The 23069-nt window shown below is 63.8% G+C and carries 25 protein-coding genes and 1 tRNA gene; 11 read left to right on the forward strand and 15 right to left on the reverse strand.

Annotated features, from left to right (window positions below; all coding sequences use genetic code 11):
* Positions 1–10: 10 nt before the first annotated feature.
* Together A1351_RS17335 and A1351_RS17340 are read left to right on the forward strand one after the other, a co-directional pair.
* The gene (locus tag A1351_RS17335) at positions 11–1060 is read left to right on the forward strand and encodes an NADP(H)-dependent aldo-keto reductase (RefSeq protein ID WP_024880881.1); all 1050 of its coding nucleotides are present in this window, start codon (positions 11–13) and stop codon (positions 1058–1060) included.
* A 21-nt stretch (positions 1061–1081) separates the two neighbouring features.
* Positions 1082–1549 (forward strand): GNAT family N-acetyltransferase, encoded by a 468-nt coding sequence (locus A1351_RS17340; protein ID WP_024880882.1) that lies wholly within the window; start codon positions 1082–1084, stop codon positions 1547–1549.
* On the opposite strand, the gene A1351_RS17345 is transcribed toward A1351_RS17340, so the two are convergent.
* Entirely contained in the window at positions 1550–2404 is an 855-nt protein-coding gene (locus tag A1351_RS17345) for a GyrI-like domain-containing protein (protein ID WP_024880883.1), read from the reverse strand. It lies immediately after the preceding gene.
* Positions 2405–2554: 150 nt separating this feature from the next.
* Between A1351_RS17345 and A1351_RS17350 the strand changes: the two genes are divergently transcribed.
* Entirely contained in the window at positions 2555–3169 is a 615-nt protein-coding gene (locus tag A1351_RS17350) for a glutathione S-transferase (protein WP_064033575.1), read from the forward strand.
* A gap of 64 nt (positions 3170–3233) precedes the next feature.
* Here the strand turns inward: A1351_RS17350 and A1351_RS17355 are convergent, their stop codons facing one another.
* The gene (locus tag A1351_RS17355; RefSeq protein WP_064033576.1) at positions 3234–4328 is read right to left on the reverse strand and encodes a histidine phosphatase family protein; all 1095 of its coding nucleotides are present in this window, start codon (positions 4326–4328) and stop codon (positions 3234–3236) included.
* A 497-nt stretch (positions 4329–4825) separates the two neighbouring features.
* Between A1351_RS17355 and A1351_RS17360 the strand changes: the two genes are divergently transcribed.
* Positions 4826–5260, forward strand: a complete 435-nt coding sequence (locus A1351_RS17360; RefSeq protein ID WP_024880886.1) for an Rrf2 family transcriptional regulator — start codon at positions 4826–4828, stop codon at positions 5258–5260.
* 98 nt (positions 5261–5358) lie between these two features.
* On the opposite strand, the gene thiD is transcribed toward A1351_RS17360, so the two are convergent.
* On the reverse strand, positions 5359–6168 hold the full coding sequence (gene thiD / locus A1351_RS17365; protein WP_064033577.1) for a bifunctional hydroxymethylpyrimidine kinase/phosphomethylpyrimidine kinase: 810 nt from the start codon (positions 6166–6168) through the stop codon (positions 5359–5361).
* A gap of 20 nt (positions 6169–6188) precedes the next feature.
* The gene (locus tag A1351_RS17370) at positions 6189–7202 is read right to left on the reverse strand and encodes a WD40 repeat domain-containing protein (RefSeq protein WP_064033578.1); all 1014 of its coding nucleotides are present in this window, start codon (positions 7200–7202) and stop codon (positions 6189–6191) included.
* A gap of 138 nt (positions 7203–7340) precedes the next feature.
* Between A1351_RS17370 and A1351_RS17375 the strand changes: the two genes are divergently transcribed.
* Positions 7341–7667, forward strand: coding sequence for a hypothetical protein (locus tag A1351_RS17375; protein WP_026599262.1), 327 nt, complete (start codon positions 7341–7343; stop codon positions 7665–7667).
* Positions 7668–7687: 20 nt separating this feature from the next.
* Here the strand turns inward: A1351_RS17375 and A1351_RS17380 are convergent, their stop codons facing one another.
* Complete coding sequence (locus tag A1351_RS17380) at positions 7688–9658, reverse strand: bifunctional diguanylate cyclase/phosphodiesterase (protein WP_157096364.1); 1971 nt, start codon at positions 9656–9658, stop codon at positions 7688–7690.
* A 241-nt stretch (positions 9659–9899) separates the two neighbouring features.
* On the opposite strand from A1351_RS17380, the gene A1351_RS17385 reads away from it, so the two are divergent.
* Positions 9900–10535 carry an HdeD family acid-resistance protein gene (locus A1351_RS17385; protein WP_024880891.1) on the forward strand — a complete coding sequence of 212 codons (636 nt, stop codon included), beginning with the start codon at positions 9900–9902 and terminating at the stop codon, positions 10533–10535.
* Between the two features lie 85 nt (positions 10536–10620).
* Here A1351_RS17385 and A1351_RS17390 read toward each other — a convergent pair whose 3' ends face one another.
* A complete protein-coding gene (locus A1351_RS17390) occupies positions 10621–10866 on the reverse strand; it encodes a hypothetical protein (RefSeq protein ID WP_018266465.1) in 246 nt (81 codons plus the stop codon).
* 129 nt (positions 10867–10995) lie between these two features.
* On the opposite strand from A1351_RS17390, the gene dapE reads away from it, so the two are divergent.
* Positions 10996–12153: a succinyl-diaminopimelate desuccinylase gene (gene dapE, locus A1351_RS17395; RefSeq protein ID WP_024880892.1), complete on the forward strand. Its 1158-nt coding sequence runs from the start codon at positions 10996–10998 to the stop codon at positions 12151–12153.
* A gap of 199 nt (positions 12154–12352) precedes the next feature.
* Here dapE and A1351_RS17400 read toward each other — a convergent pair whose 3' ends face one another.
* From A1351_RS17400 to A1351_RS17415, 4 genes are all read right to left on the reverse strand, one after another.
* Complete coding sequence (locus A1351_RS17400; protein ID WP_064033579.1) at positions 12353–13408, reverse strand: sensor histidine kinase; 1056 nt, start codon at positions 13406–13408, stop codon at positions 12353–12355.
* 155 nt (positions 13409–13563) lie between these two features.
* Positions 13564–15582, reverse strand: a complete 2019-nt coding sequence (gene parE, locus A1351_RS17405; protein ID WP_026599264.1) for a DNA topoisomerase IV subunit B — start codon at positions 15580–15582, stop codon at positions 13564–13566.
* 270 nt (positions 15583–15852) lie between these two features.
* Positions 15853–16473 (reverse strand): 2OG-Fe(II) oxygenase, encoded by a 621-nt coding sequence (locus A1351_RS17410; RefSeq protein ID WP_198162449.1) that lies wholly within the window; start codon positions 16471–16473, stop codon positions 15853–15855.
* A 73-nt stretch (positions 16474–16546) separates the two neighbouring features.
* A complete protein-coding gene (locus A1351_RS17415) occupies positions 16547–17215 on the reverse strand; it encodes a DJ-1/PfpI family protein (RefSeq protein ID WP_064033581.1) in 669 nt (222 codons plus the stop codon).
* 100 nt (positions 17216–17315) lie between these two features.
* On the opposite strand from A1351_RS17415, the gene A1351_RS17420 reads away from it, so the two are divergent.
* The gene (locus A1351_RS17420; RefSeq protein WP_064033611.1) at positions 17316–18305 is read left to right on the forward strand and encodes a GlxA family transcriptional regulator; all 990 of its coding nucleotides are present in this window, start codon (positions 17316–17318) and stop codon (positions 18303–18305) included.
* Here A1351_RS17420 and A1351_RS17425 read toward each other — a convergent pair.
* The 5 genes from A1351_RS17425 to A1351_RS17440 all read right to left on the reverse strand — a co-directional run bounded on the left by A1351_RS17425 (position 18269) and on the right by A1351_RS17440 (position 21084).
* Positions 18269–18592, reverse strand: coding sequence for a type II toxin-antitoxin system HicB family antitoxin (locus A1351_RS17425; RefSeq protein WP_051949329.1), 324 nt, complete (start codon positions 18590–18592; stop codon positions 18269–18271). The genes A1351_RS17420 and A1351_RS17425 overlap by 37 nt on opposite strands.
* Positions 18589–18780 (reverse strand): type II toxin-antitoxin system HicA family toxin, encoded by a 192-nt coding sequence (locus A1351_RS17430; protein ID WP_371441507.1) that lies wholly within the window; start codon positions 18778–18780, stop codon positions 18589–18591. Before A1351_RS17430 ends, A1351_RS17425 begins: the two co-directional genes overlap by 4 nt.
* Positions 18781–18963: 183 nt before the next feature.
* Entirely contained in the window at positions 18964–19518 is a 555-nt protein-coding gene (locus A1351_RS24120; RefSeq protein WP_083967404.1) for a HEPN domain-containing protein, read from the reverse strand.
* A gap of 11 nt (positions 19519–19529) precedes the next feature.
* Positions 19530–20699, reverse strand: coding sequence for a DUF262 domain-containing protein (locus A1351_RS17435; protein WP_064033582.1), 1170 nt, complete (start codon positions 20697–20699; stop codon positions 19530–19532).
* 295 nt (positions 20700–20994) lie between these two features.
* Positions 20995–21084, reverse strand: a tRNA-Ser gene (locus tag A1351_RS17440).
* A gap of 385 nt (positions 21085–21469) precedes the next feature.
* Between A1351_RS17440 and A1351_RS17445 the strand changes: the two genes are divergently transcribed.
* Genes A1351_RS17445 through A1351_RS17455 form a run of 3 tightly spaced genes read left to right on the forward strand, consistent with a single transcriptional unit; the run spans position 21470 to position 23066 of the window.
* On the forward strand, positions 21470–21919 hold the full coding sequence (locus tag A1351_RS17445) for a gamma-glutamylcyclotransferase family protein (RefSeq protein ID WP_064033583.1): 450 nt from the start codon (positions 21470–21472) through the stop codon (positions 21917–21919).
* Positions 21916–22782 carry a pantoate--beta-alanine ligase gene (gene panC / locus A1351_RS17450; protein ID WP_064033584.1) on the forward strand — a complete coding sequence of 289 codons (867 nt, stop codon included), beginning with the start codon at positions 21916–21918 and terminating at the stop codon, positions 22780–22782. Before A1351_RS17445 ends, panC begins: the two co-directional genes overlap by 4 nt.
* The gene (locus A1351_RS17455; RefSeq protein WP_064033585.1) at positions 22779–23066 is read left to right on the forward strand and encodes an acylphosphatase; all 288 of its coding nucleotides are present in this window, start codon (positions 22779–22781) and stop codon (positions 23064–23066) included. Before panC ends, A1351_RS17455 begins: the two co-directional genes overlap by 4 nt.
* Positions 23067–23069 lie beyond the last annotated feature (3 nt).

Raw genomic sequence — 23069 nt, forward strand, 5'->3', positions numbered from 1 at the left:
GTCGAAGACAATGGACTATCGCAAATTGGGCCGCACTGATCTTCGCGTGTCGGCGATCATGCTCGGCACCATGACCTGGGGCCAGCAGAACACCGAAGCGGAGGGACATGCGCAGCTCGACTATGCGCTCGATCGCGGCGTCAATTTCATCGACACGGCGGAAATCTACTCCATCCCGCCGCGCGCCGAGACGCAGGGCTCGACCGAGCGCATCATCGGCTCCTGGCTCGCGGCGCGAAAGAACCGCGACAAAGTGATATTGGCGACGAAAGTCTCCGGCCGCAGCGACAGCGCCTATCTGCGTCCCGAGGGCAAGGGAACCAGGCTCGATCGCAAGAACATCGGATATGCGATCGACGGATCGCTGAAGCGCCTGCAGACCGATTATGTCGATCTCTATCAGCTGCATTGGCCGGATCGCCCGCTGCCGCTGTTCGGCGCCGGCGGGACCATCTATCGCGCGCCGCCGAAACTCGATGAAATTCCCGTCGAGGAGACGTTGGAAGCGCTCGCCGATCTGGTGAAGGCCGGCAAGATTCGCCATGTCGCTTTGTCGAACGAGACGAGCTGGGGCGTCGCGCGCTTTTTGAGCGCGGCGGAGAAAGGCCATGGGCCGCGCGTCGTCTCGATCCAGAACGCCTACAACCTCATCAATCGCACTTTCGAGATCGGCCTCGCCGAATTCGCGACGCGCGAAGATGTGGGGCTTCTCGCCTATTCGCCTCTGGCGCAAGGCTATCTCACCGGCAAATACCAGAATGGCGCGCGTCCCGCCGGCGCGCGCACCACTCTGTTCGAGCGCGGCCAGCGCTATGAGAAGCCCGGCGTCACGCAGGCGATCGACGCCTATCTCGCGCTGGCGAAAGAGATCGGCGTGTCGCCGGCGAAGCTCGCCCTCGCCTTCGTCACCTCGCGTCCCTTCGTGACGTCGAACATCATCGGCGCGACGACGATGGCGCAATTGCAGGAAGATTTGGATTCGGTCGAGGTGACGATCACGCAGGAGATCGAAGCGCGCATCGACGAGATTCATCAGCTGCACAGCAATCCCGCGCCGTGAGGCGCAAGAGGAAAGCGCATCATGGACGTGCGACTGCGGCTCGCGCCGCTCGAGGAAAAGCGAGAGATCGCCGCTCTGCTGCGGCGCTATCTCATCGAGCTCGGCCCTTGGGGCTATGACGAGCCCGACAATTATCCTTTTCTCGATTCCTATTGGCGCGAGCCGCGTCGCTCTCCTTACGTGATCGAAGCCGATGGCGTCGCCGCCGGCTTCACCCTCGTCAACGCCATCTCTATCTCCGGCTATCCGGTCGAAGCTTCCATAGCGGAATTCTACGTGCTGCCGCATCTGCGCCGCGGCGGCTGCGGCGGCGCGGCGGCGCGCCAAGCCTTTCGCACGCGCGCCGGCTGGTGGGAGCTCTCTTTCCATCGCGACAATGCGGCGGCGTGCGCCTTCTGGCCGACGACCGCCGAACGCGCCGGCGGCAAGCGCATTCAGTTTTTCGACGTCGGCGAGAGCCGCATATTGCGCTTTCGTATGGCGCGCTGATCACTTCACCGGAATGAGCAGATCGGTGATCAGCCCTTCGGGCGGCGCGTCATAAGGCGTGTTGCGATAGATCTCGAGCGCCGGCCGATCGTCAGGCTCATGGCCGCTCGTCGGCAGCCATTCGCCATAGAGCCTCTGAAAGGCCACGGCGATGCCGCTATAAGGGCCGATGTGACGGTAGGAGGCGTAGCGCCCGCCGGGAATCTCGGCGATCGTCACCTCGCCCGAGGCCGCGACGCCATCTGGAAAAACCAGGCCGGCGCAATAGCGAAAGCCGCAATCTTCTTCCGGGTCGCCATAGCAGACGCCGATCGGATAGAGCGCCCGCCCGGCGAGGCCCGCCTGCATATGCCAGCGCCACAGGCTCGCCCATGTCTCCGGTATCGACGCCACCGGCCCCTTGTGCTCGAGGAGATGCGCGCGGATCGGCGCCAGCTCGACGATCTCGACATTCATGGCTGCGTCCTTTCTCATGACGACGATGGGGGAAGGCAAAGTGAAATCGGCGGCGGCGCGATGCGTCGCGCGAAACTGCGTAGGGCTCATGGCGACGAAGCCGCGAAAGGCGCGCGCGAAGCTCTGCGCATTCTCATAGCCCGCTTCCAATGCGATATCGGTGACGCTGCGCGCGCTCATCGCCAGCGCCCGCGCGGCGAGGGTGAGGCGGGCGCGGCGAATCGTGTCGGCGATGCTTTCGCCCTGCATGGCGCGATAGACGCGATGAAAATGAAAGGGCGAAAAATTGGCGAGCGCCGCCCACTCCTCGAGCGCGCGCGCTCGCGCGGGATCGCGAAAGATCGCCTCGGTGACGCGCGCGATGCGCCGCGCATAATCATTGCGTGTCGTCTGCTTCATGGATTTCACGAATAAATCAGCGCCGCGCCGGGCGCGTTGCAAGGATTGCTGATTTTCGTCCAATGCGCAAAAACCGCAATTGTCTCGGAATTATCGCATTTGTCGCGATGATCGCATCTCGGGCCGGGGCGAGCGAGAAGGATTTTGAAAATGCGTCTCATCGGAATGCTGGATTCGCCCTATGTCAGACGCGTCGCCGTATCGCTGAACGCATTCGGCCTGCCCTTCGTGCATGAGCCATTGTCGGTGTTTCGCGATTTCGACGCCTTCGCCGGAATTAATCCGATCGTAAAGGCGCCGACGCTGATCACCAACGAAGGGGTGACGCTGCTCGATTCGACTCTGATCCTCGATTATCTGGAACGCCTCGTCCCCGCCGAGCGGAGGCTCACGCCGGAACGGCCGGAGCATTTCTTGCGCGCGCAACGAATCATCGGGCTGGCGCTGGCGGCGAATGAGAAGACCGTGCAGCTCGTCTATGAGTCGAAGCGGCCCGACGAGAGGCGGCACGAGCCCTGGGTCGAGCGCGTCGAAGGCCAGCTTTTGGCGGCCTATCGCCTGCTGGAAAAAGAGGTCGCCGAGGTCGGGGAGAGCTTTCTCTTCGGCGCGCGCCTGCTGCAGCCGGATATAACGACGGCCGTCGCCTGGCGCTTCTCGCGCTTCGTGCTCGGCGATCGCCTCGAACCCGCCGATTATCCGGCGCTCGCGAATTTTTCCGTTCGCGCGGAGGCGCTGCCGGAATTCATCGCCGCGGATTTCGACTGAGGAATGCGCGCCTGAAGGCTCGCGGTCCGAAATGTCTCGGACCCCGCGAGCCTTTCGGCGAAGATCAGCTCTGCAGCTTGCCCAGCAGCCAGTCGAGCGCCTCGGGGAACACCAGCTCTTGCGTCGAGGCGATCTCCTCCGCGCTCCACCATTTCCAGCCGAGCACGTCGCTGCGCTCTATCTCGGTGAAGCCGCGCGTATCCGGCGTGAACTCGCCCGTGCGAATGGCGTAGAATCGCTCGTCCGCCTGGAACCAATCCTCGCCGAGCTGCATCGGAAACTCGCGCGAGAAGACGATATCGCCGATCTCGACGCCGGTGAGCCCGGTCTCCTCCGCGAGCTCGCGGCGGGCGGCGGCGTCGAAGGTCTCGCCGGGCTCCAAAGCGCCGCCGATCGAGCCCCAGAAATGCGAATGTCCATGCGCCACGAACACCGGCGACAGGCGCGTCGAATAGCGGAACAGCAGAACGCGATTCTCGGCGGTGAGCGGCAGCAGCCGCGCGGCCGGACGGCGCTCGAGCTTGCGCCCGTCATAGGGCATGACGACGCGCGCGCGCGCGCCCTCCTCCGCCCAGCGCTCGAGCGTCCAGCGTCCGTCCTCATAGAGGAACCAATTGGGCGCGGCGTGCAGCACAGGCGGATCACGCTTCTCGGAAAGGCCAAGGCCGGCAGCGAGGCGATAGCCTATGTCCAGCACGCCGGCATGGGCGACGACGAGCACTGTCTCGCCCGGATGCCGCGCCGCTATGGCGGTCAGCTCATCGCCGACGCGCGCGGCGAAAGCGGAGAGCGTCTCGCCGCCGGGAATGAGAAAATCCGCCTGACGCTGGCGATGCTTGGCGTGCTCGCTCGGAAAGGCGCGGTCGACATCGTCGAAAGTCATGCCGTGCCAGTCGCCATCGTCCTTCTCGCGCAGCGCGACGCTCGTCTCAATGGGTAGGCCGAGCCGGCGCGCCAGCGGCGTGACGGTCTGCACGGCGCGCTTGAGATCGCTGCTGTAGATGCGGTCGAAACGGGTGGAGTCGAGCTCGCGCGCCAGCGCCTCGGCCTGCGCCAGTCCTCTCACATTCAGGGGGATGTTCAGCTGCCCCTGAACGCGCCTCTCGAGATTCCAATTGGTTTCGCCGTGCCGTGCGAGACAGATGCGCGTGCGCGCCATTGACATTCTCCGGGATAGCCGCACGTCCTAGCGATGAAACGCCGTTCCGTCCAGCGGGACTGTGCGCCGCACAATGGCGGGCGACAAATCCTATGGGCGTCGCCGATTTCCTCCGTCGGCGCGCCGCACGCGAGCGGCCGCGTCCAGGCCGGCGCGAGAGCGCAGCCTGAGCCGCCCGCATCACTATAGCATTCTAGTGAATTAGTGATCCGCTCGCCGCGCAATGCGCGCGCGCAGGCGACGGAGCCCTTTCAGCGGCAGAATTTTTCCGCCCGGCGGCGGATTCGATGCTGGCGTTTTCCTTCTTGCGTGATAGTCGATATATCTATTCTATCCGCTTCGCCGTCATGGGTTTCGGCGCGCTCCCCTCGCGTTTCGCCATCGCGAAATCGCCTCGCTCGAGGCGCAGATCGCGAGACAGCCCATGGGGTTTGCCGACTTGCCGGAGGCGAGGCTCGCGCTCACTGCGGCGCGCGGACGGGAGAGATTGCGAACCGATGCTGTCCAACAAAGCGAAATACGGGCTCAAGGCGCTGATCCATCTCGCCGGCGCCGAAGGCCAGTGCCTCGCCGGCGACATGGCGGCGCAGAACAACATCCCGCGCAAGTTTCTCGACGCGATTCTGCTGGAATTGCGCAACGCCGGCATTCTCAACAGCAAGAAGGGCAAGGGCGGCGGCTATAATCTCGCCCGTCCGGCCGACAAGATCACCGTCGGCCAGATCATCCGCATTCTCGACGGGCCGCTCGCGCCCATCGCCTGCGCCAGCCGCACCGCCTATCAGCGCTGCAACGACTGCCCGGACGAGGACGCCTGCGCGATTCGCGATCTGATGCTGGATGTGCGCGACGCCATGGCGCTGATCCTCGATCGCACCAGCATCGCCTCGCTGCGCGGTAGGGGACGGCGATCGGCGCAAATCCTGCGCTGAGTCAGAGTCGTTTCGGTTCGAACCGAAACGACTCTATATCTCTTTGTTTGATCGTGTTTTCTTCACGCGAACCGGTTCCCACTTCGCTCGAAAACACTCTACCCTCTCCATAAAGACTGGAGAAGGTGGGGCGGCCCGCGCCCCGCGCCGAGCGCGAGCGTGTCGGCAGCGCCGAGCGCCTCTGTCAGAAAATCCTTGGCCGAGCGAATCGCCGGGACCAGCTCGGCGCCATGCGCCAGATGCGCCGCTATGGCGGAGGAGAGCGCGCAGCCCGTGCCGTGCAGATTCCGCGTCGCCACGCGCGCCCCGTGGAACTCGTGAACATCCTCGCCCTCGACGAGAATATCGAGCGGCTCGCCCGAAAGATGCCCGCCCTTCATCAGCACGGCCCGGGCGCCGCGCGCCGCCAGCGCCCTTCCCTGCTCCACCATCTCCCGCGGCGTGGCGGCCTCTGGCGCGCCGAGCAGGGCGGCCGCCTCCGGCAGATTGGGCGTGACCAGAGCCGCGAGCGGAAAGAGCCGCGCGATCACGGCCTCGACCAGCCCGGCGGAGGAGAGGGAATCCCCGCTCGTCGCGACCAGCACGGGATCGAGAACGATGCGCCGCGCGCCGGCGCGAGCGAGGGAGTCCGCCGCCGCCTGCGCTATGGCGGGCTCGGCCAGCATGCCGATCTTGACCGCATCCACTTCGATATCGGCGAAGATCGCGTCGATCTGCGCGGCGACAACCGGAGCCGGAACCGCATGGACGAGGCTGACGCCGCGCGTGTTCTGCGCGGTCAGCGCCGTGATCGCCGCCATGCCATAGCAGCGCAGCGCCGAAAATGTCTTGAGATCGCCCTGCACGCCGGCGCCGCCGCTCGGATCGGAACCGGCGATCGACAGAACCTTGGGAATTTGGGCGGCCATCTCGCCTCCCGCTCTTTGTCTTATTTTTTCGGCAGCGTCAGCACGCCGGCCGCGCCATTCTCGGCGCCGACGAGGAGCCGCGTTCCCTTGGCGTCCCAGCTCAGAGCCGAAATGCGCGCCGGCTCGCCTCGGTCCGGCGCGCGCACCAGCAACTCGGAGGCGTCGGTGAGGCGGCAGAGCATTACCATTCCATCCTCATAGCCGATCGCCACGGCGAGCGCGCTCGGGTGGAAGGCGACGCGCGTCACCTTCACCTCCGGCCGCACGCCACATTCGCGCGGCGGCTCGCCCATCGGCCCGTCCTTGGTTTGGAAGGGCCAGACGACGCAGGCGTCGGCGCCGGAAGTGGCGAGCCATTTGCCGTCATGCGACCAGGAGAGCGAGCGCGTCTTCGCCGGATAGCCGGCCATGCGCATATTCTTGCCGTCGGAAACGCGCCAACCGTGCAGCATGTTCTCCTGCATGGTGGTGAGCACGAATTTGCCGTCCGGCGAGACCGTCGCGTCGATATGCGAGCCCTTCCACTCCAGAAACTCCGGCGCGCCCGCATTGGGGAACCACAGCGAGACGCCGTTGTAATGAGCGATGGCGAGCCGATAGCCCTTGGGAAAAAAGGCGATTCCGCGCGAGCTCGACGGCAGCGGCAGCGTCTTGACCTCGCCCTTTGGCGTGCGCGCGCGCAGCTCGCGGCCGACGGACCAGGCGAGCGTCCCCTCGAAGCGGGCGGCGACGGCGTCGATCCATTTGCCCTTCTCATCGGCGATGATCTCGCGGCCGCCGGCGTTGTCGGACGCGACGACGAGGCCGTCGTCGCCGCCGGTGATCAGCCGCCGCCCGTCGATGGCCGCCGCCAATATGGCGCCGTCCGCATGGGCGACGACATGGCGAATCTCGTCCCCATTCGGAAAGGCGAGCCGTCCATCGGCCAGCGCCAGCACGGGCGTCTCCCCGAGAAAGGCGGCGGCGACGACCTCCGCGCCGGCGTCGAAGGGCGTGAAAGCGGAAGTGAGGGAGGGAGCAGCGCCAAAGGTCACGATCAGGAACGCCTCGGGAAAAGCCGCGGCGGCGCGGCCCCTTCTCTATAACGGATTTGCGGGGCCGGGCTCAAATGGCGCGGCGGTGGCGCCGTTCTTTCATGCAAGCTGGGTTTCGAGCCGGCAGGGAGGAGCCCAATGCAGCAAAAGCCCGACAGCGACGATTATCTCGCTCTTTTCGGCCGCTACAAGGAGGATTTCGGGGACGTCTACATGGACCCGGAGGACGAGCGCTTCCGGCTGCTTTTCGACCAGATCTGCCGCATGCTCACGCAGCCTTCCTCTTTCAACCTCAGCCTGCCCGAGCAATTTCGAACGACCGCCTCCCGCTATCTCGCCGGCGACCCTCACACAGTCGCCCATATGAAGACGATCGAGAACCGCCATTTCATGCTCAGCGACCTTTTCGACTATATTCATCTCGTGAAAACGATGGGCGGCTCCTGGGATCAGCGCGGCCGGTGACTCTCTGTCGCTTTGTTCGGTCACGCGGCGGAGGCCGCCGTCGGCGCCGACGCGTCGGCGGCCATTGCGAGAAAAGCGCCGAGCGGCATCGGCCGGCCGAACAGAAAGCCCTGCAGGCGCTGGCAGCCGGCTAGGCCGAGCACGTAAGCCTGCTCCTCTGTCTCCACGCCCTCGGCGGTCACGGCCATGTCGAGCGCATTGGCCATGTGAATGGCGCCGGCGACGAGCACGCCGGTCGATTTCTCGATCGTCACCCGATCGACGAGCGATTTGTCCAGCTTGATACGGTCGAAGCCATATTTCCGCAGATAGGCGATGCTGGTGTAGCCGGCGCCGAAATCATCCAGCGCCACGGCGACGCCCAGCGTCTTCAAAAAGGCGATCACCGCCGCCGCCCGCTGCGGATGGTCGATCAGATAGCCCTCCGTGACCTCGAGCTCGAGACGCGCGGAGGAAAAGCCGGTCTCCAGCAATGTCCGCATCACCGCGCGCTCGAAATCAGGATCGCGGAACTGGGCGGGCGAGACATTGACGGCGACCTTGATCGCCTCGACATCGAGAAAATCCTCGCAGGCCCGGCGCAGCACGAAGAGGCCGAGCTGATTGATGAGCCCGCTGCGTTCGGCGACCGGCACGAATTGATCGGGCGTGAGCTCGCCCTCCGGCCGCCGCGGCCAGCGCACCAGCGCCTCGACGGCGACGACGCGATTTTCCGCCGCGCCGACGATGGGCTGATAGACCACATCGAGCTCGTCGGCGCGGAGGGCGCGGCGCAGCTGATCCTCTATGTCCTGCTGGCGCTGGCGCTCGAGATCGAGATCGGGCGTGTATATCCTCATGCCCGATTTGCCATTGGCCTTGACGTGATACATAGCGATATCAGCGCGGCGGAACAGCTCCTGCGCGTCGCAGCCGTCCGCCTCCGTGCAGCAGACGCCGACGCTCGCGCCGATCTGCACCGCGCGATCTCCGATGCGGATCGGCCGCGCGAGAACCGTGAGCGCGCCGCTGGCGAAGGCGCGCGCCGCGCGCTCGGCGTCCGCGGCCGAGACCACCGCCGCGAACTCGTCGCCGCCGACGCGCGCCAGCATCGCGCCCTCGGGCAGAACGCGGAGGAGCTCTTTGGCCACTATGTCGATCAGCCGATCGCCGGTCGAATGTCCGTAAGTGTCGTTGACGTCCTTGAAGCCGTCGAGATCGATATAGACGACGGCGGTCGGCGGCGCGCCGGCGCCGCGGCTGCACTGGTCGAGCCTGGTCATCAGCGCGCGGCGATTGGGCAGGCCGCTCAGAGCGTCCATATTGGCGAGACGCGAATTCTCGTCGCTGAGCCGCTGCGTCTCCGCCTGCTTCTCGAGCAGCGAGCGGCGCGAGGCCACGAGATGCGCGAAATCGCGATAATAGATCATCAATATCGCGATCATGCCGACGGCGGCGAGCGCCAGATTGACCGCCGCCGCGCGAAAATGCCCATCATCGGCGAAGAAGAAGAACAGGCTGAAAGGCGCGACGCCGACCAAGGTCACGTTGAGCGCCGCCGACCGAAGATGCATCAGGCAGAAGTTGCAGCTGATCATCGTCAAGGCCAGGAAGAAGACGATCTGCGCCTTCGCATAGGCGTCGCCCTCGCCATAGGTGTAGAGCGACAGGCCCCAGGCGGTGAAGGCCACGGCGATGAAGAAAGCCAGTCTATTGGTGCGCTGCATGTGGCGGATGGCGATGTCGTCCGGCACTTGCGAGCGCCCGATCCGCCACCAGGCGACGCCACGCAGAAGGCAGAGGCCGCAGAGCGCGCTCGGCGCATAGACGGACAGCCAAGGATGACCGAATTTCGCGAAGGTGAACATCACAGCGAGCGCATTGGTCGCCAGGATGAAATAGAGAAGCGGGATCTGCCGCGCGAATGCACGAAACTGCGCGCGAATCAGCTCCACGTCGTCGGTCGGAACGCTGAACAAATAATGTAGTTTTCTGATGAGACTATTCTTCAAGATCAACGACCTTTCAGGCGTTCGTCACCCGTAAATCGAAAAATGGCCGCACCGGAAGCTTAGACAGGAACGGTGGCGAACTGGTTAAGATCGAGAAAACAATTCCACTGCGACGATGCAACGCGACGTCGCCCGGCGGAGGCCTGGACGAAACGCGAAACGGACCAATGTCATGCGGGGGCCGGCTCCCCCGTCGGAGAGCCGTCGCCTCGCGGCATTCGAAAATTCCGAGGAGCCAAGCATGAGCACGAGCAGCGTATCCGGCGATCCGTTTCGCGGCAGCCCGTTCGATCTGAACAAGCTCGAGGCGAAGAACGCTATTCTCGCCCATAATTGGTGGGCTATCGGCCTGCGCGGCCTCGCGGCGATCATCTTCGGGCTCATCGCCGTGTTCCAGCCCGGCGTGACCATATTGTCGCTGGTGCTGGTCTTCGCGATCTTCGCGGCCGTGGACGGCATAGCGACGATCGTCGCCGCCGTGCGCGCCGCGCGGCAGGGCGAGGCTTGGCTGTTTCTCTTCCTCGCCGGATTGGTGAAGATCGCCGCCGGCGCCTTCGCGGCCTTCTGGCCGGGCATCACCGCTCTCATCTTCGTGGCCGTTTTCGGCGCGGGCGAGGTCGTCGGCGGCGCGCTGACCTTCGGCTCCGCGCTGGATCTGAAGGAGGATCACGGCCGCTGGTGGCTGGCGCTGGGCGGCCTGCTGGCCGTGGTGTTCGGCCTGTTCCTGCTGCTGACGCCGGTCATCGGCGCGGTGGTGCTCACCTGGTGGGTCGGCATCTACGCCATAGCGCTCGGCATTGTGGAGCTGATCCTGGCCTTCCGGCTGCACGCCCGCCATGTCGAGCATCCGCCGCTGGCGCATCCGCAGGGCGCGTGATCGCCGGATCGGACAAAAAAATCGGGGCGCCCGCAGCCACAGGCGCCCCGTGCCCCCTTCCCGCCCCCGCGGAAAGCTCGAAAAATCAGTCGATCGAGGAAATCTTGATCGGCGAATCGAGATCGGCGTGCACGACCTTGAGGCCCGCCTTGGCGACGGCGGCCTCATCGGCGTACCAGGTCGACTCATGGTCGAGTCCGCCGTATTTGTTGAAGACCATCACATATTTGGCCTTCAGATCCACCTCGCAGCGCAGCCCTTTGCCGGGCTGGCCGATGGGCCGCATCTTGCCGTCCCAATCGATGAAATAGCCCCCGGTCTCTTCGGACATTTCCTGTTCCCTTTCGGACATTTGTCTCCGTGTCCGCGAGGAAGCACGTTTCAGGCCAGAGAGGTCGGGAGCGATTATTCGCTGCTCGCTCATATTGCAGAGCCCCTCGCATTTCCCTAACTTCCGCTCATGACTCTCTCCCCCGCCCTTTCCATCACCCGCGATCTCCTTCGCTGCCCCTCCGTCACCCCGGCCGACGCCGGCGCGCTCGGCGTGCTCGAGCAGCGCTTGAAAGAGGCGGGCTTCACGACGCATCGGCTCGTCTTCAAAGAGGAAGGCACGCCGGATATCGACAATCTCTTCGCCAAGATCGGCGAGGGCCGGCCGCATCTCGTCTTCGCCGGCCATACGGATGTGGTGCCGAGCGGCAATCCCGAGCGCTGGCGCTTCGATCCCTTTTCCGGCGAGATCGCCGACGGCAAGATTTTCGGCCGCGGCGCCTCCGATATGAAGGGCGGCATCGCCGCCTTCGCCGCCGCCGCAATCGATTATGTGAAGGAGCATGGCGCTCCCAAGGGCGCCATCTCCTTCCTCATCACCGGCGACGAGGAAGGCCCCGCCGTCAATGGCACGGTGAAGATGCTCGATTGGGCGAAAGCGCATGGCGAGGTCTTCGACCATTGCATCGTGGGCGAGCCGACCAATGTCAAAGAGCTCGGCGACACGATCAAGATCGGCCGGCGCGGCTCGCTCAACGGACGCCTCACCGTGCGCGGCAAGCAGGGCCATTCCGCCCATCCGCATCGCGCCGACAATCCCACGCCCGCCGTGGCGCGCATCGTCACCGCTCTTTCGACTCATGTCTTCGACGAAGGAACGGAGCATTTCGACCGCTCCAATCTCGAGGTGACGTCGATCGACATCGGCAATCAGGCGGCCAATGTCATCCCCGGCGAAGCGCGCGCGCGCTTCAACATTCGCTTCAACAATGTGTGGACGCTGGAAACGCTGCAGGCGGAAATCCGCCGCGTGATCGAGACGGCCGCGGGGGGCGCGAAAGTGGAGGTGGAGTTCCTGCCCTGCAATTCTCTGCCCTTCCTCACAGCGCCGGGCGATTTCAGCACGCTGGTCGCCGGCGCGATCGAGGAGATGACGGGCCGCCGTCCGGGCCTTTCGACCAGCGGCGGAACCTCGGATGCGCGCTTCATCACGCGCGATTGCCCGGTGCTGGAGTTCGGCCTCCTCAACGAGTCGATCCATGCGGTGGACGAGCATGCGTGCGTCGCGGATGTCGATGGGCTGACGGCGATCTACAAGCGCATCATCGAGACTTATTTCACGCGCTGAGGCCCCGAAACAACAAAGGTTCGCGCTCCCTTCTCCCGCGCAGGGGGAGAAGGTGGCCCGACGAAGTCGGGTCGGATGAGGGCTCGCGCCGCCACAGCATTATCTACAATTCAGAGCGCAGCAAACCCGCAGCGGCCCTCATCCGACCTCGCTTCGCGAGGCCACCTTCTCCCACAAGTGGGAGAAGGGGAGCACGCCCTCACTGCGCCAGCGCCTGCGCCGCCGGCACGGCGAGCGTCCATTCGAAGCCGTCGGGCGGAAAGCCGATCGTCGCCTCGCCGCCCAGCGCCTGCGCGACGAGGCGCTTGATGACCTTGTGGCCGAAGCCTTCGGACGGCGCCTCGGAAACAACCGGACCGCCGAACTCGCGCCACTCCACCACAAAGCGCCCGTCCTCGAGGCGCCAATGCAGCTCAATGCGCCCGTCCGGCTGCGCCAGCGAGCCATGCGTCAGCGCATTCACCGAAAGCTCGTGCAATGCGAGGCCGATGTTCTGCGCGGCCTCCGGCTTCAGCATCAGATCGGGACCGCCGGCGCGCGTCTGCTCCTCGACGCAGCCGACGTCGAGACAATAGGACAATTGCGCGCGCGCCAGCTCGACCATGGATGCGCCGCGCCAGTCCTGCGACACGAGAAGATCATGCGCCATGGAGAGCGCCTGCAGACGCGCGGCGAATTTGCGTTGGAAATCGGCGAGCGAAGGCGCGCCCGCCGCCGTCTGCCGCGCCATGGCCTGCACCACGGCGAGAAGATTTTTGGAGCGATGCACCAGCTCGCGCAGCAGCACATGGACATGATCCTCGCGCCGCTTGCGATCGGTTATGTCGCGCGCCGTGCCGATGATGCGCGCGGCGCGTCCGCCTTCGAAGAAAGTGCGGCCGCGCACCGCGATCCAGCGCTCGACGCCGTCGGTCTGGCCGATGACGCGATATTCCGCCTCATAATCGCCGAGCTCGCCGGGATCGAGCGCGGCCTGAACGGCCTCGCGCGTCTGCGCCTTATCGTCCTTGTGCTTGTCGTCCTTATGCATCGCATTGCGGAAAATCTCGAAGCTGCCCGGCGCATCGTCCGGCAGCGCCCAGAGCGCACGCACGCGCGCATCGAGATGCACCTCGCCGGTGACGAGATCCCAATCCCAAATTCCGGTGAGGCTCGCGTCGAGCGCCATGCGCATGCGCTCGAGCGCCAGAGCTTCGTCGCGATCGTCCCGCCGCTGCGGCGCGGACGCCTCGCTTCTTCCGTCGATCTCTGTCAAGCTCGACCTCTCGACGCCCGTCGCCCGCTTCGAGTGGCGCGGACCATAGCCCAATGGCCTCCGGCGGGCGAGAAAATCATTTCCAAATCACTCGTCGCCAATGCGCTCCATTTCACGAAACGGTAAACGTCGCCGCCCGGCCCGCGGTTCCCGCGTCACACATCCAATTCCGTGGCGAAAGCGGCGCGCTCCTGAATGAAGGCGAAACGCGCCTCTGGCTTGGCGCCCATCAGCCGCTCGACGCAATCGGCGGTCTCCTCGCGCTCGTCGCCGGCGATCACGACCTTGAGCAATGTGCGCTTCTTGGCGTCCATCGTCGTTTCCTTGAGCTGAGCCGGCATCATCTCGCCGAGGCCTTTGAAGCGGCTCGTCTCGATCTTGCCCTTGCCGGTCAGCACTTTCTTCACCAGCTCGTCGCGATGGGCGTCGTCGCGCGCATAGACGGTCTTGGCGCCTTGCGTCAGCTTGTAGAGCGGCGGCACGGCGAGATAGAGATGGCCGCCGTCGATGAGCTTGGGCATTTGCCGAAAGAAAAAGGTGATGAGCAACGACGCGATATGCGCGCCGTCGACATCGGCGTCGGTCATCACGATGATCTTGTCGTAGCGCAAATCCTCGTCGCGATAATGCGAGCCGATTCCACAGCCGAGCGCCTGCACCAGATCAGCGAGCTGCTGATTGGCGGCGAGCTTCTCGCGCCCCGCCGAGGCGACATTGAGAATCTTGCCGCGCAGAGGCAGCACGGCCTGGCTGGCGCGGTCGCGCGCGGCCTTGGCGGAGCCGCCAGCGGAATCGCCCTCGACGATGAAAATCTCCGAGCCTTGCGATGACGTATTGGTGCAATCGGCGAGCTTGCCCGGCAGGCGCAATTTGCGCGTCGGGGATTTCCTGGCCTGCTCCTTCTCGGCGCGTCGGCGAAGCCGCTCCTCGGAGCGCTCCACCGCGAAATCGAGGAGCTTGGTCGCCTGCGACGGTGCGCCGGCGAGCCAATGGTCGAAAGCGTCGCGCACCGTCCCTTCGACGAGGCGCGAAGCCTCGACATTCATCAGCCGCGTCTTGTTCTGGCCCTGGAATTCCGGCTCGCGAATAAAGACGGAGATCATCGCCGCCGACTGGCCCATGAGGTCCTCGGCCGTCACATTGGCGGCGCGCTTGGCCTGGCCGATGCGCTCGGCGTGATCCTTCAAGCCGCGCAGCAGAGCGAGGCGAAAGCCCGCCTCATGCGTGCCGCCGTCCGGCGTCGGAATCGTGTTGCAATAGGAGTGGGAAAAACCGTCCTCATTGGAGAACCAGGCGATGGCCCATTCGAGCGAGCCATGGCCGCCCTCGCGCTGCACCTTGCCGACGAAGGGCTGATCGGCGACCAGCTCCTTGCCCTCGGTCTCGCGCGTGAGATAATCGCGCAACCCGCCGGGGAAACGCAGCACGGCCTCGGCCGGCACATCCGAGCCCGGCTCGATCAGCGCCGGAGCGCAATGCCAGCGAATCTCGACGCCGCCGAAGAGATAGGCCTTGGAGCGCGCCATGCGGAACAGCCGCGCCGGCCGCCAATGCGTCGCCGGGCCGAAGATTTCCGCGTCCGGCTTGAAGCGCACCTTAGTGCCGCGGCGATTGGCGATGCGGCCGAGCTTTTCAAACTTGCTGGCGACGAGGCCGCGCGAGAAGACCTGACGATAGAGCTGCTGCTCTCTGGCCACCTCGACCTCAACCCTCTCCGACAGGGCGTTGACTACGGACACGCCGACACCATGCAGGCCGCCGGAGGTTTGATAGGCCCCCGAATCGAATTTGCCGCCGGCGTGCAGCATGGTCATCGCGACTTCGAGCCCGGTCTTGTCCGGAAACCGCGGGTGTCGATCGATCGGAAAACCGCGGCCATTATCCACGACGGTGAGCCAGCCCTCCGGCTCGAGCGTGACCTCTATGAAGCTGGCGTGGCCGGCGACGGCCTCGTCCATCGCATTGTCCAGCACCTCGGCGAAGAGGTGATGCATGGCGGCCTCGTCCTTGCCGCCGATATACATGCCCGGCCGCCGCCGCACCGGCTCCAGCCCCTCGAGCACCTCGATAGAGGCGGCGTCATATTCCGCCGGCGCCTTGGGCGCTTTCGCGGCGGGAGCGGCGGCGGCGGGCTTGCGCGGAGCGCCGCCGAAGAGATCATCGGATTTGGCCATGGAGGGGATTTTAGCGATTCGCGAGGGGGAGCGCGAGGGGGTACGAGAACATACAATGAACTTCTTTGAATAGGGACGTCCGCCTATCTCGCGCTCTGCCTGTTCCAAGCCGACCAAAACGAAAGCTGCGCCGGACCTGGAGAAGAATCGGGTTGAGGTTTCCTCATCCTGAGGAGGCGGCGCAGCCGCCGTCTCGAAGGACGAGAAAACCGTCAGCGCCGCCTTCTGGAGATCGCCCTCGTGCTTCGAGACGGTCGCTTCGCGACCTCCTCAGCATGATGGCGAGGGGGATTGCCCTTCGCGCGCCCGCCTCACCCAGCAATTGATCGAAAATCTCCCATCGGCAAAGGCGCTCGCGCAGCGCGTCGTCCGCACCTCATGCAATGCGGCGGACGGAAAAGCGACGAGACGATCATAGACCGGCGCTATGTCCGCAAAGCCGTCCGGCGAAAAGAGCCGCAGCGCGCCGCCCTCGAAACGCTTGGGCAGCGCGTGAAAATAATAGACGAGCGTGAGCGCCCGCACGCTGTCGTGTCCATCCGGCCGCGGCGGCGCATCGGCGTGGCGCTTGAAGAAGCCGCCGTCGCCGTAGCGCACCATCTCCATCTCTTTTTTCGTTTCGGCTGGCAAGCCGACATCGAGCTCATGCGTCAGTTGCGCGAGGATGGCGTCGACAGATGCGGAGAAAGCCGCGCGCAGCGGGCCGAGCTCGAGAAGATGCGAAGAATCGCGCACCGACGTATCGACGCGCGCCTCGCGCTCGGCTGTATAGAAACGCGATTGGTGAAATTCGCTCTCATGCTCCAGCGCGAATTGCATCAGCTCGCCTGCGCGCGCCGCGCCGAGAAAGCCGTCGATGACGACATGCGCAGGCGTGGCGGCGGCGGTCATAGGCGCATCCATTGCGGCGACAGGAGCGCTCGATAGAGCACAGAAAGCCGCACCTTGAAAAGCCGCGCCGCGCTCAGCCATGCAAAGCCGCGAAACGCGCCTTTCGCTCGGCGAAACGCGGCGATACGAATTCGACCAGCGCCGCGCCCGCCGTCTCTGGACGCCCGCTGTCGAAAGGCGGCGCCGGCGCATATTCGATCGACAATTGGATTGCGCGCGCGACCTGCTCGCCAGCGATATCGGCTGCGAGCGTCAAAGCGAAATCAATGCCCGCCGTCACGCCGCCGCCGGTGACGACACGGCCGTCACGCACGACGCGCGCGCCGTCGGGAACGGCACCGAACAATGGCAGAAGATCGCGCCAGGCCCAATGGCAGGCCGCGCGCTTGCCACGCAGCAGGCCCGCGGCGCCGAGCAGCAGCGAGCCGTTGCAGACCGAGGTCACATAGCGCGCGCCTTCCGCGAGCCGCGCGATCTGCTCGAGAAATTCGCGATCGACCGACGCCGCCTCGACGCCGGGGCCGCCGGGAACGCAGAGGAGATCGCAGCGCTCCACGCCGGCGAGCATGCGCGTCGAGCCGAATTCGAGTCCCGTGTCCGAAGCGACGCCGCCGCCCTCGCGCGAGGCGACGACGACCTCCGCGCCGGTCAGCCGCGACAGCACCTCGAAAGGCCCGGTGAAATCGAGCTGGGTGAGACGCGGAAAAATCGCGAAGACGATGCGAAAGCTTTGGTCCGACATTGCGAGCCTCCCCCTTGTTGACGAAGGCAGAGTAGCGCCGCTAGGCTCTGTCTCAAATGACGGTTTTCCCACTTTTCCAGACAGGGCCATGAGCGCACGGATCATCGCTCTGCTGATCTTCGAGGATTTTCAGATTCTCGATGCGGCGGGTCCGATCGCCGCATTCGAGATTGCCGCGCGCATCGTCCCCGACGCCTATGCGATACGGACCATCGCCGCCGCGCCGGGCCTCGTGCGCTCCTCTTCCGGCGTCGCCATAGCGGCCGCGAGCTTCGCGGCGGCGCGACGTTGCGACACGCTGCTGATCGCCGGAGGCCTCGGCACGCGCGCCGCCGCCACGGACAGAGCGACTCTCGCTTTCGCCGCGCGAACATCGACGCGCGCGCGACGTGTGGCGAGCGTGTGCTCGGGCGCCTATGTGCTGGCGGCGGCAGGGCTTCTCGACGGCCGCAGAGCGACGACGCATTGGAGCCGCAGCGGCGATTTTCAGCGACGCTTTCCCAAGGTTCGGCTGGAGCCGGATTTGATCTTCGTGCGCGACGGGCCGATCTGGACCTCCGCCGGAATCACCGCGGGGATCGATCTCGCGCTGGCGATGATCGACGACGATCTCGGCGAGGATATCGCGCGCGCCGTGGCGCGGCAGCTCGTCGTCTATCATCGGCGCCCGGGCGGGCAATCGCAATTTTCCGCGCTGCTGGAATTGGAGAGCCGGCAAGACAAATTCGCGACGCTGCTGCGCTGGGCGAGCGAGCGTCTGCGCCAGCGCCTCACAGTGGAGGAGCTTGCCGAGCAGGCCGCGATGAGCCCACGCAATTTCGCACGCGCTTTCTCCCGCGCCACCGGAGCGACGCCCGCCAAGGCGATCGAGCGCCTGCGTCTCGACAGAGCGAAGAGCGCGCTGGAGAGCGGCGCCGGCGCGATCGAGCAAATCGCGCGCGACAGCGGCTTTCACGATCCAGAACGAATGCGACGGGCGTTTCTGCGCGTTTACGGGCAGCCGCCGCAGGCGTTTCGGCGTGGGGGGCGGCTATTGCCCGCGCAGGCGACTGCTCACGCCACTTCCGCGAGCCGTTCGGCGATGAACTGATTGATGCTCTCGCCGGCCTTCGCCGCCTGCTCGGCGATGCGCTTGTGAAGCTCCGGCGGAATGCGCAGCGACAATGTGCCGGAATAGGGCTTCTCAGGCTCGACGTCGCGCGCTTTGCACCAGTCGCGATAGTCGGCGATCGTCTCAGCGAAGGCGCTGCGCAGCTCGTCTATGTCACGGCCGGCGAAGTGAAGCGTGGCGCGCGCATTGACGACGACGCCATTCATGAGCGCGTCGCCGTCTTCATAGCTCACCTCGGCGATATAGCCGTCATGCTTCAGGATCATGGCTTTGCTCCCGCGCTCTCGAGGAAACGGCGAACCGCCGCGACGGCGCCCTTGTCGGTCTGCGGTTGCGGGTGCGGGCGATGGAAGACCGCCTCCGCTCCGCCGAGCAGGAACCGAACGCGAGAGCCGCGTCCCTCCGAACGCTCCGCCCCGAGCGCGACGAGCAGGCTTTTTCGATATCCGTCCATCGCAGGTCCGAAGGAACGGGTCGGGCGAAGATCGCCTCCAGCGTGCGCCGATGCTTTGATAGCCGCTGTAATACCAAAAAATGGTAGCTTGCACCAGCAAAGGCAAGTGGAGGGGAGCGCCGGGCTGGAGGAGGATTGGACTGCCGAAGCCACGCGCGCTGAGGGAGCCTCGCAACCGTCACGCTATAAACCATCATTAATGCCAACAATATTAGAGCACTTTCTTAACTCAACTGGTATTATATTAACAAATGTCAAAGCTGACCTATATTGCCGATATATCTCATCGGCGGTCTTCTCTAACGAGAACGTCGCAAAATCTTGATGAACGAGCCGATTTCTATCACGCCCCACTTCTATGAAATTCTTAACAGCCTCACCTATCTCGGAGTTTCCCTTAATTATGTCTTCCATATGACTTTTGAAGTCAGGCCCAAAAAGACTATAGAATTTTGTTGCTGTATTACCATCCCAATCGAACCATGTGTGGTATTGTCGCGAAACTGCTTTATTTTTTATGAGAGCTGGGACGAGAGTGTTCGTACCCGCGATCTCCCGACAGAACAAAAGAACATCTTCCGAGATTCGGAGTTCAAAATAGCTTGCCGCAGCGAGAAGCAGAGCCTTTCTTGAGCTTTCATCAATAGCATTGCTGAGGGACACCTCTCCTCGTTCTTTCAGAACAGTGGAAGCATCTCGAAATTCCGTGTAGATACGGTCAACGGCAGACTGAGACATGTTCATAGCTACTAGAGTTTACTGAGCAATTCGCTAGCGCGCTTTAAGCGAACATCCACATTGAGCTTTTTCGTAGTCCCCTCCAAGGAGGCTCTGCCGAATTCGCTGTCGCCAATCAGCGCACTCAATTCTGCCGGCGAAACGCGGCCGCCCAAGAGACGACGGTCGGCGTAAGCGTCCGCACATGTGGCCGTAAATACCGCCTCAAACAATGCGATGTTAAACCTGTTTGAGCGTAGATTAATAAACGCATCCTGCGGCAAATCCACGCAAGCGTTTAGGAACGAGCAAAACAACTCCTCCAGATACCCATTTTCATCTGAACTATTTTTAGCACTGTCCCTTGAAAATTTGTTCAAGAACCGCACCATCGATGGCACATACGATTCGTAGCTTATAAGCATAGCAAACCCACGAAGCAGTATTTCGATGTCCTTCATATGCAAGTCAGGGACTTGAGTATTTAGAAATTCTCTCCATCTTGAATTAAGATTTAACCTATATAACATATCATAAAATCTGGAATGGTACATACTCGTCCTAATTTCCTGTGGCCGAAGATTCATTCCTCCAGTGTTCAGTCTGTTAAACACTTCGTAAATTGAAGAATCGTCACCTTCTGGCGAATTTTGCTTGACAACTATATTTCTAATCGGGCGCAAGTCAAGTTGAGTTTTGTAGTCACCCAGAGTTGAGTAGTTTAGTTTGTTAAACTTGTTGATTCTATTTGGCAACCTTTCGCTAAGCTTAAGATTAAAATCCTCAAAAAATTCGTCGCTATGCAGAATATGGTCGGGAATACGCCCCTCAGAATCGAATATTGTCCTCAATTCACTGCGCTTGTCCCTTTTTGGGAACCTGCGCTTTACAAAGTAGTAAATGGACATTAGACGCTGCTGCCCATCAATGACTAAAAATCTATTGCGAGTCTGTTCGTACAAAAATAGCTGAGGAACTGGGATCCCCAAGATCAATGACTCAATTAACTTCGATGATCTAGCTTTGTCCCATACAAAATTCCGCTGAAACCCCGGGATTCGTACTGCACCAGACTCGACGAAATTAAACAACGTCGATACATTGAAGTCACTTGGAGATGCAGTGATATCATACTCGTCAATTTGTAGATCATCGCTTTCCTCGACATAATCATCGAACCAGCGGTTTTCATCGTCGTTCATTGCATTCCCCGGGCTAGGTTCACCTTCGCGCGCGTCCAGGACAGATCGAGCGCCGACGCGAATCGGATCACCCAACCCAATAACTTAAGGCTTAACGTCGAACGAAAAAAGTTGGTTCCGAGCCCCGCCTCAGTCGCCCCTCCTCGATGGGCAGGTGGATCAAACAATTGACCTTCGACGGAGTGGTAGGGTCCCGAATACATAGGCGCAAGAGAGCTGTACCGAGATTTGTGATACCGAAGTGTGCTTCCGTTCGCGCCACATGCGCCACGCAACTCACCTAAGTAGTTGATTCTGGCGGAAGGGGTGGGATTCGAACCCACGGTGAAGTTTCCCCCACGGCGGTTTTCAAGACCGCTGCCTTAAACCACTCGGCCACCCTTCCGAACCCGGAGCCAGACCGGACTCGCGGCGAAGCCTATCGCTTCTCTATGACCGCGCGTCAACCGGCCGCGCGCGCCTAGCGGAACCAGACATAGACGATCGCCGCCGCCAGAGCCAGAACGAGGCCGATCGCCGTGTTGCGCAGAAAGCCGCCTTCGAACTCGTCCATTCCGTCTTCCCTTCTCGCCCTCGCGTCGATTCGACGCATTTCTAAAACTGCATCCAACGCTGAGAATAGTCGATGAGGGCGGTTAATTCCCAGGGGCCGCTCTCGGTTGGGAGCCCGGCGCAGGCCGGGCTCTTTTTCTTTCCGCGAGGGCCGCCCGCGGCGCCTCGCTCGCGACGGCGCTATGCGCTAAGGTCCGTCCGCCGCACGGAAAGACCACATGCCTCTCTATTTCGCCTATGGCGCCAATATGGACGTCGCCACAATGGCCGTCCGCTGTCCCCATTCGCGGCCGCTCGGCCTCGGCCGGCTGGCGCGCTATCGTTTCACCATTCTGGAGACGGGCTACGCCACTGTCGTGCCGGACGCGCGGGCGCAGGTCCATGGCCTGCTCTATGACCTCGCCGTGGCGGATGTGCCGGCGCTCGACCGTTACGAGGAGGTCGGCCGCCGGCTCTACCGCAAGGTGGTGCAGCCGGTGCTGCGCGCGCCGGTGGGCTCGGCGCGGGCGCTCATCTATATCGGAACCGCGACGCGCGAGGGGCCGGCGGCGCCGGGCTATGTCGAGAATATCGTCGCCTCGGCGCGCGCGCTCGGCCTGCCGAGCGCCTATATCGCCTTTCTGGAGAGCCATGCGCCGAATGCGCAGCAGAGGATGAGCCGAAGATGAGCGCTTTTCCCGTTCCCACCGTCCATACGCTGGCCGAGCTGCGCGAGCGCGTCGCGCAATGGCGCGCGCGCGGCGAGCGCGTCGGCTTTGTCCCCACCATGGGCGCGCTGCACAAGGGCCATCTCGCTCTGGTGGAGGAGGCGCGCCGGCGCGCCGATCGCGTGATGGTCTCGGTCTTCGTCAATCCCACGCAATTCGGCGCAGGCGAGGATTTCGGCCGCTATCCGCGCACGCTCGCGGCCGATGTCGAGAAGCTCGCGAGCGTTGCGGCCGATCTCTGCTATGCCCCGGCGGTGGAGGAAATGTATCCGCCGGGCTTTTCCACCACGGTCGCGGTGGGCGGGCCGGCGGTCGCCGATCTCGAGGATCATTTCCGGCCGACGCATTTCGCCGGCGTCGCGCTCATCGTCGCCAAGCTGCTCAACCAGGCCGATTGCGACGTCGCCGTCTTCGGCGAAAAGGATTATCAGCAATTGCTGGTGATAAAGCGCCTGGCGCGCGATCTCGATCTGCGCGCGGAGATCATCGGCGCGCCCACTTTGCGCGAGGCGGACGGCCTCGCAATGTCCTCGCGCAACATTTATCTCTCTGCCGAGGAGCGGCGCATCGCGCCGGCGCTCTATCGCGCGCTGAGCGAAGCCGCGCAGCGCATCGCCGCGGGCGAGCCGATCGGCCATGTGATGGCGGAGGCGCGCGAGCAGATCGCCGCCAAAGGCTTCCTCATCGATTATCTCGAGGCGCGCCACGCGCAGACTCTGGCGCGCGTCGCCCGCCGTCACGAGGGGCCGATCCGCCTGCTTGTCGCGGCGAAGCTCGGCGCGACGCGGCTCATCGACAATATCGCCGTGGAGGCGGCGCAATGAGCGAGAGGCGCCGCGTGTTCCGCATCATCGTGCGCGGGCGCGTGCAGGGCGTCGGCTTTCGCGCCTTTGTGGCGCGGGAGGCCGGGCGCCTCGCGCTCGCCGGCTGGGCGCGTAATTGCGACGATGGCGCGGTGGAGATCGTCGCCGCCGGGCCGCAGGGCGCGCTGCAAGCGCTGGTTGAAACCGCGCGACGCGGACCGCCCGCGGGACGCGTCGACGATCTGCGCGCGGAAGAGACGAACGAGGCCGCTCTCGTCGAGCGGCGCGGCGATTTGGAGTTCTAAAAG

It is taken from the genome of Methylosinus sp. R-45379 (assembly GCF_001644125.1).
Classification (GTDB): domain Bacteria; phylum Pseudomonadota; class Alphaproteobacteria; order Rhizobiales; family Beijerinckiaceae; genus Methylosinus.

Coding starts and splice junctions, on each gene's coding strand:
- A1351_RS17335 (WP_024880881.1), top strand. CDS start 11: ATGGACTATCGCAAATTGGGCCGCACTGATCTTCGCGTGTCGGCGATC.
- A1351_RS17340 (WP_024880882.1), top strand. CDS start 1,082: ATGGACGTGCGACTGCGGCTCGCGCCGCTCGAGGAAAAGCGAGAGATC.
- A1351_RS17345 (WP_024880883.1), bottom strand. CDS start 2,404: ATGAAGCAGACGACACGCAATGATTATGCGCGGCGCATCGCGCGCGTC.
- A1351_RS17350 (WP_064033575.1), top strand. CDS start 2,555: ATGCGTCTCATCGGAATGCTGGATTCGCCCTATGTCAGACGCGTCGCC.
- A1351_RS17355 (WP_064033576.1), bottom strand. CDS start 4,328: ATGGCGCGCACGCGCATCTGTCTCGCACGGCACGGCGAAACCAATTGG.
- A1351_RS17360 (WP_024880886.1), top strand. CDS start 4,826: ATGCTGTCCAACAAAGCGAAATACGGGCTCAAGGCGCTGATCCATCTC.
- thiD (WP_064033577.1), bottom strand. CDS start 6,168: ATGGCCGCCCAAATTCCCAAGGTTCTGTCGATCGCCGGTTCCGATCCG.
- A1351_RS17375 (WP_026599262.1), top strand. CDS start 7,341: ATGCAGCAAAAGCCCGACAGCGACGATTATCTCGCTCTTTTCGGCCGC.
- A1351_RS17385 (WP_024880891.1), top strand. CDS start 9,900: ATGAGCACGAGCAGCGTATCCGGCGATCCGTTTCGCGGCAGCCCGTTC.
- A1351_RS17390 (WP_018266465.1), bottom strand. CDS start 10,866: ATGTCCGAAGAGACCGGGGGCTATTTCATCGATTGGGACGGCAAGATG.
- dapE (WP_024880892.1), top strand. CDS start 10,996: ATGACTCTCTCCCCCGCCCTTTCCATCACCCGCGATCTCCTTCGCTGC.
- parE (WP_026599264.1), bottom strand. CDS start 15,582: ATGGCCAAATCCGATGATCTCTTCGGCGGCGCTCCGCGCAAGCCCGCC.
- A1351_RS17410 (WP_198162449.1), bottom strand. CDS start 16,473: ATGACCGCCGCCGCCACGCCTGCGCATGTCGTCATCGACGGCTTTCTC.
- A1351_RS17415 (WP_064033581.1), bottom strand. CDS start 17,215: ATGTCGGACCAAAGCTTTCGCATCGTCTTCGCGATTTTTCCGCGTCTC.
- A1351_RS17425 (WP_051949329.1), bottom strand. CDS start 18,592: ATGATCCTGAAGCATGACGGCTATATCGCCGAGGTGAGCTATGAAGAC.
- A1351_RS17430 (WP_371441507.1), bottom strand. CDS start 18,780: ATGGACGGATATCGAAAAAGCCTGCTCGTCGCGCTCGGGGCGGAGCGT.
- A1351_RS24120 (WP_083967404.1), bottom strand. CDS start 19,518: ATGTCTCAGTCTGCCGTTGACCGTATCTACACGGAATTTCGAGATGCT.
- A1351_RS17435 (WP_064033582.1), bottom strand. CDS start 20,699: ATGAACGACGATGAAAACCGCTGGTTCGATGATTATGTCGAGGAAAGC.
- A1351_RS17445 (WP_064033583.1), top strand. CDS start 21,470: ATGCCTCTCTATTTCGCCTATGGCGCCAATATGGACGTCGCCACAATG.
- panC (WP_064033584.1), top strand. CDS start 21,916: ATGAGCGCTTTTCCCGTTCCCACCGTCCATACGCTGGCCGAGCTGCGC.
- A1351_RS17455 (WP_064033585.1), top strand. CDS start 22,779: ATGAGCGAGAGGCGCCGCGTGTTCCGCATCATCGTGCGCGGGCGCGTG.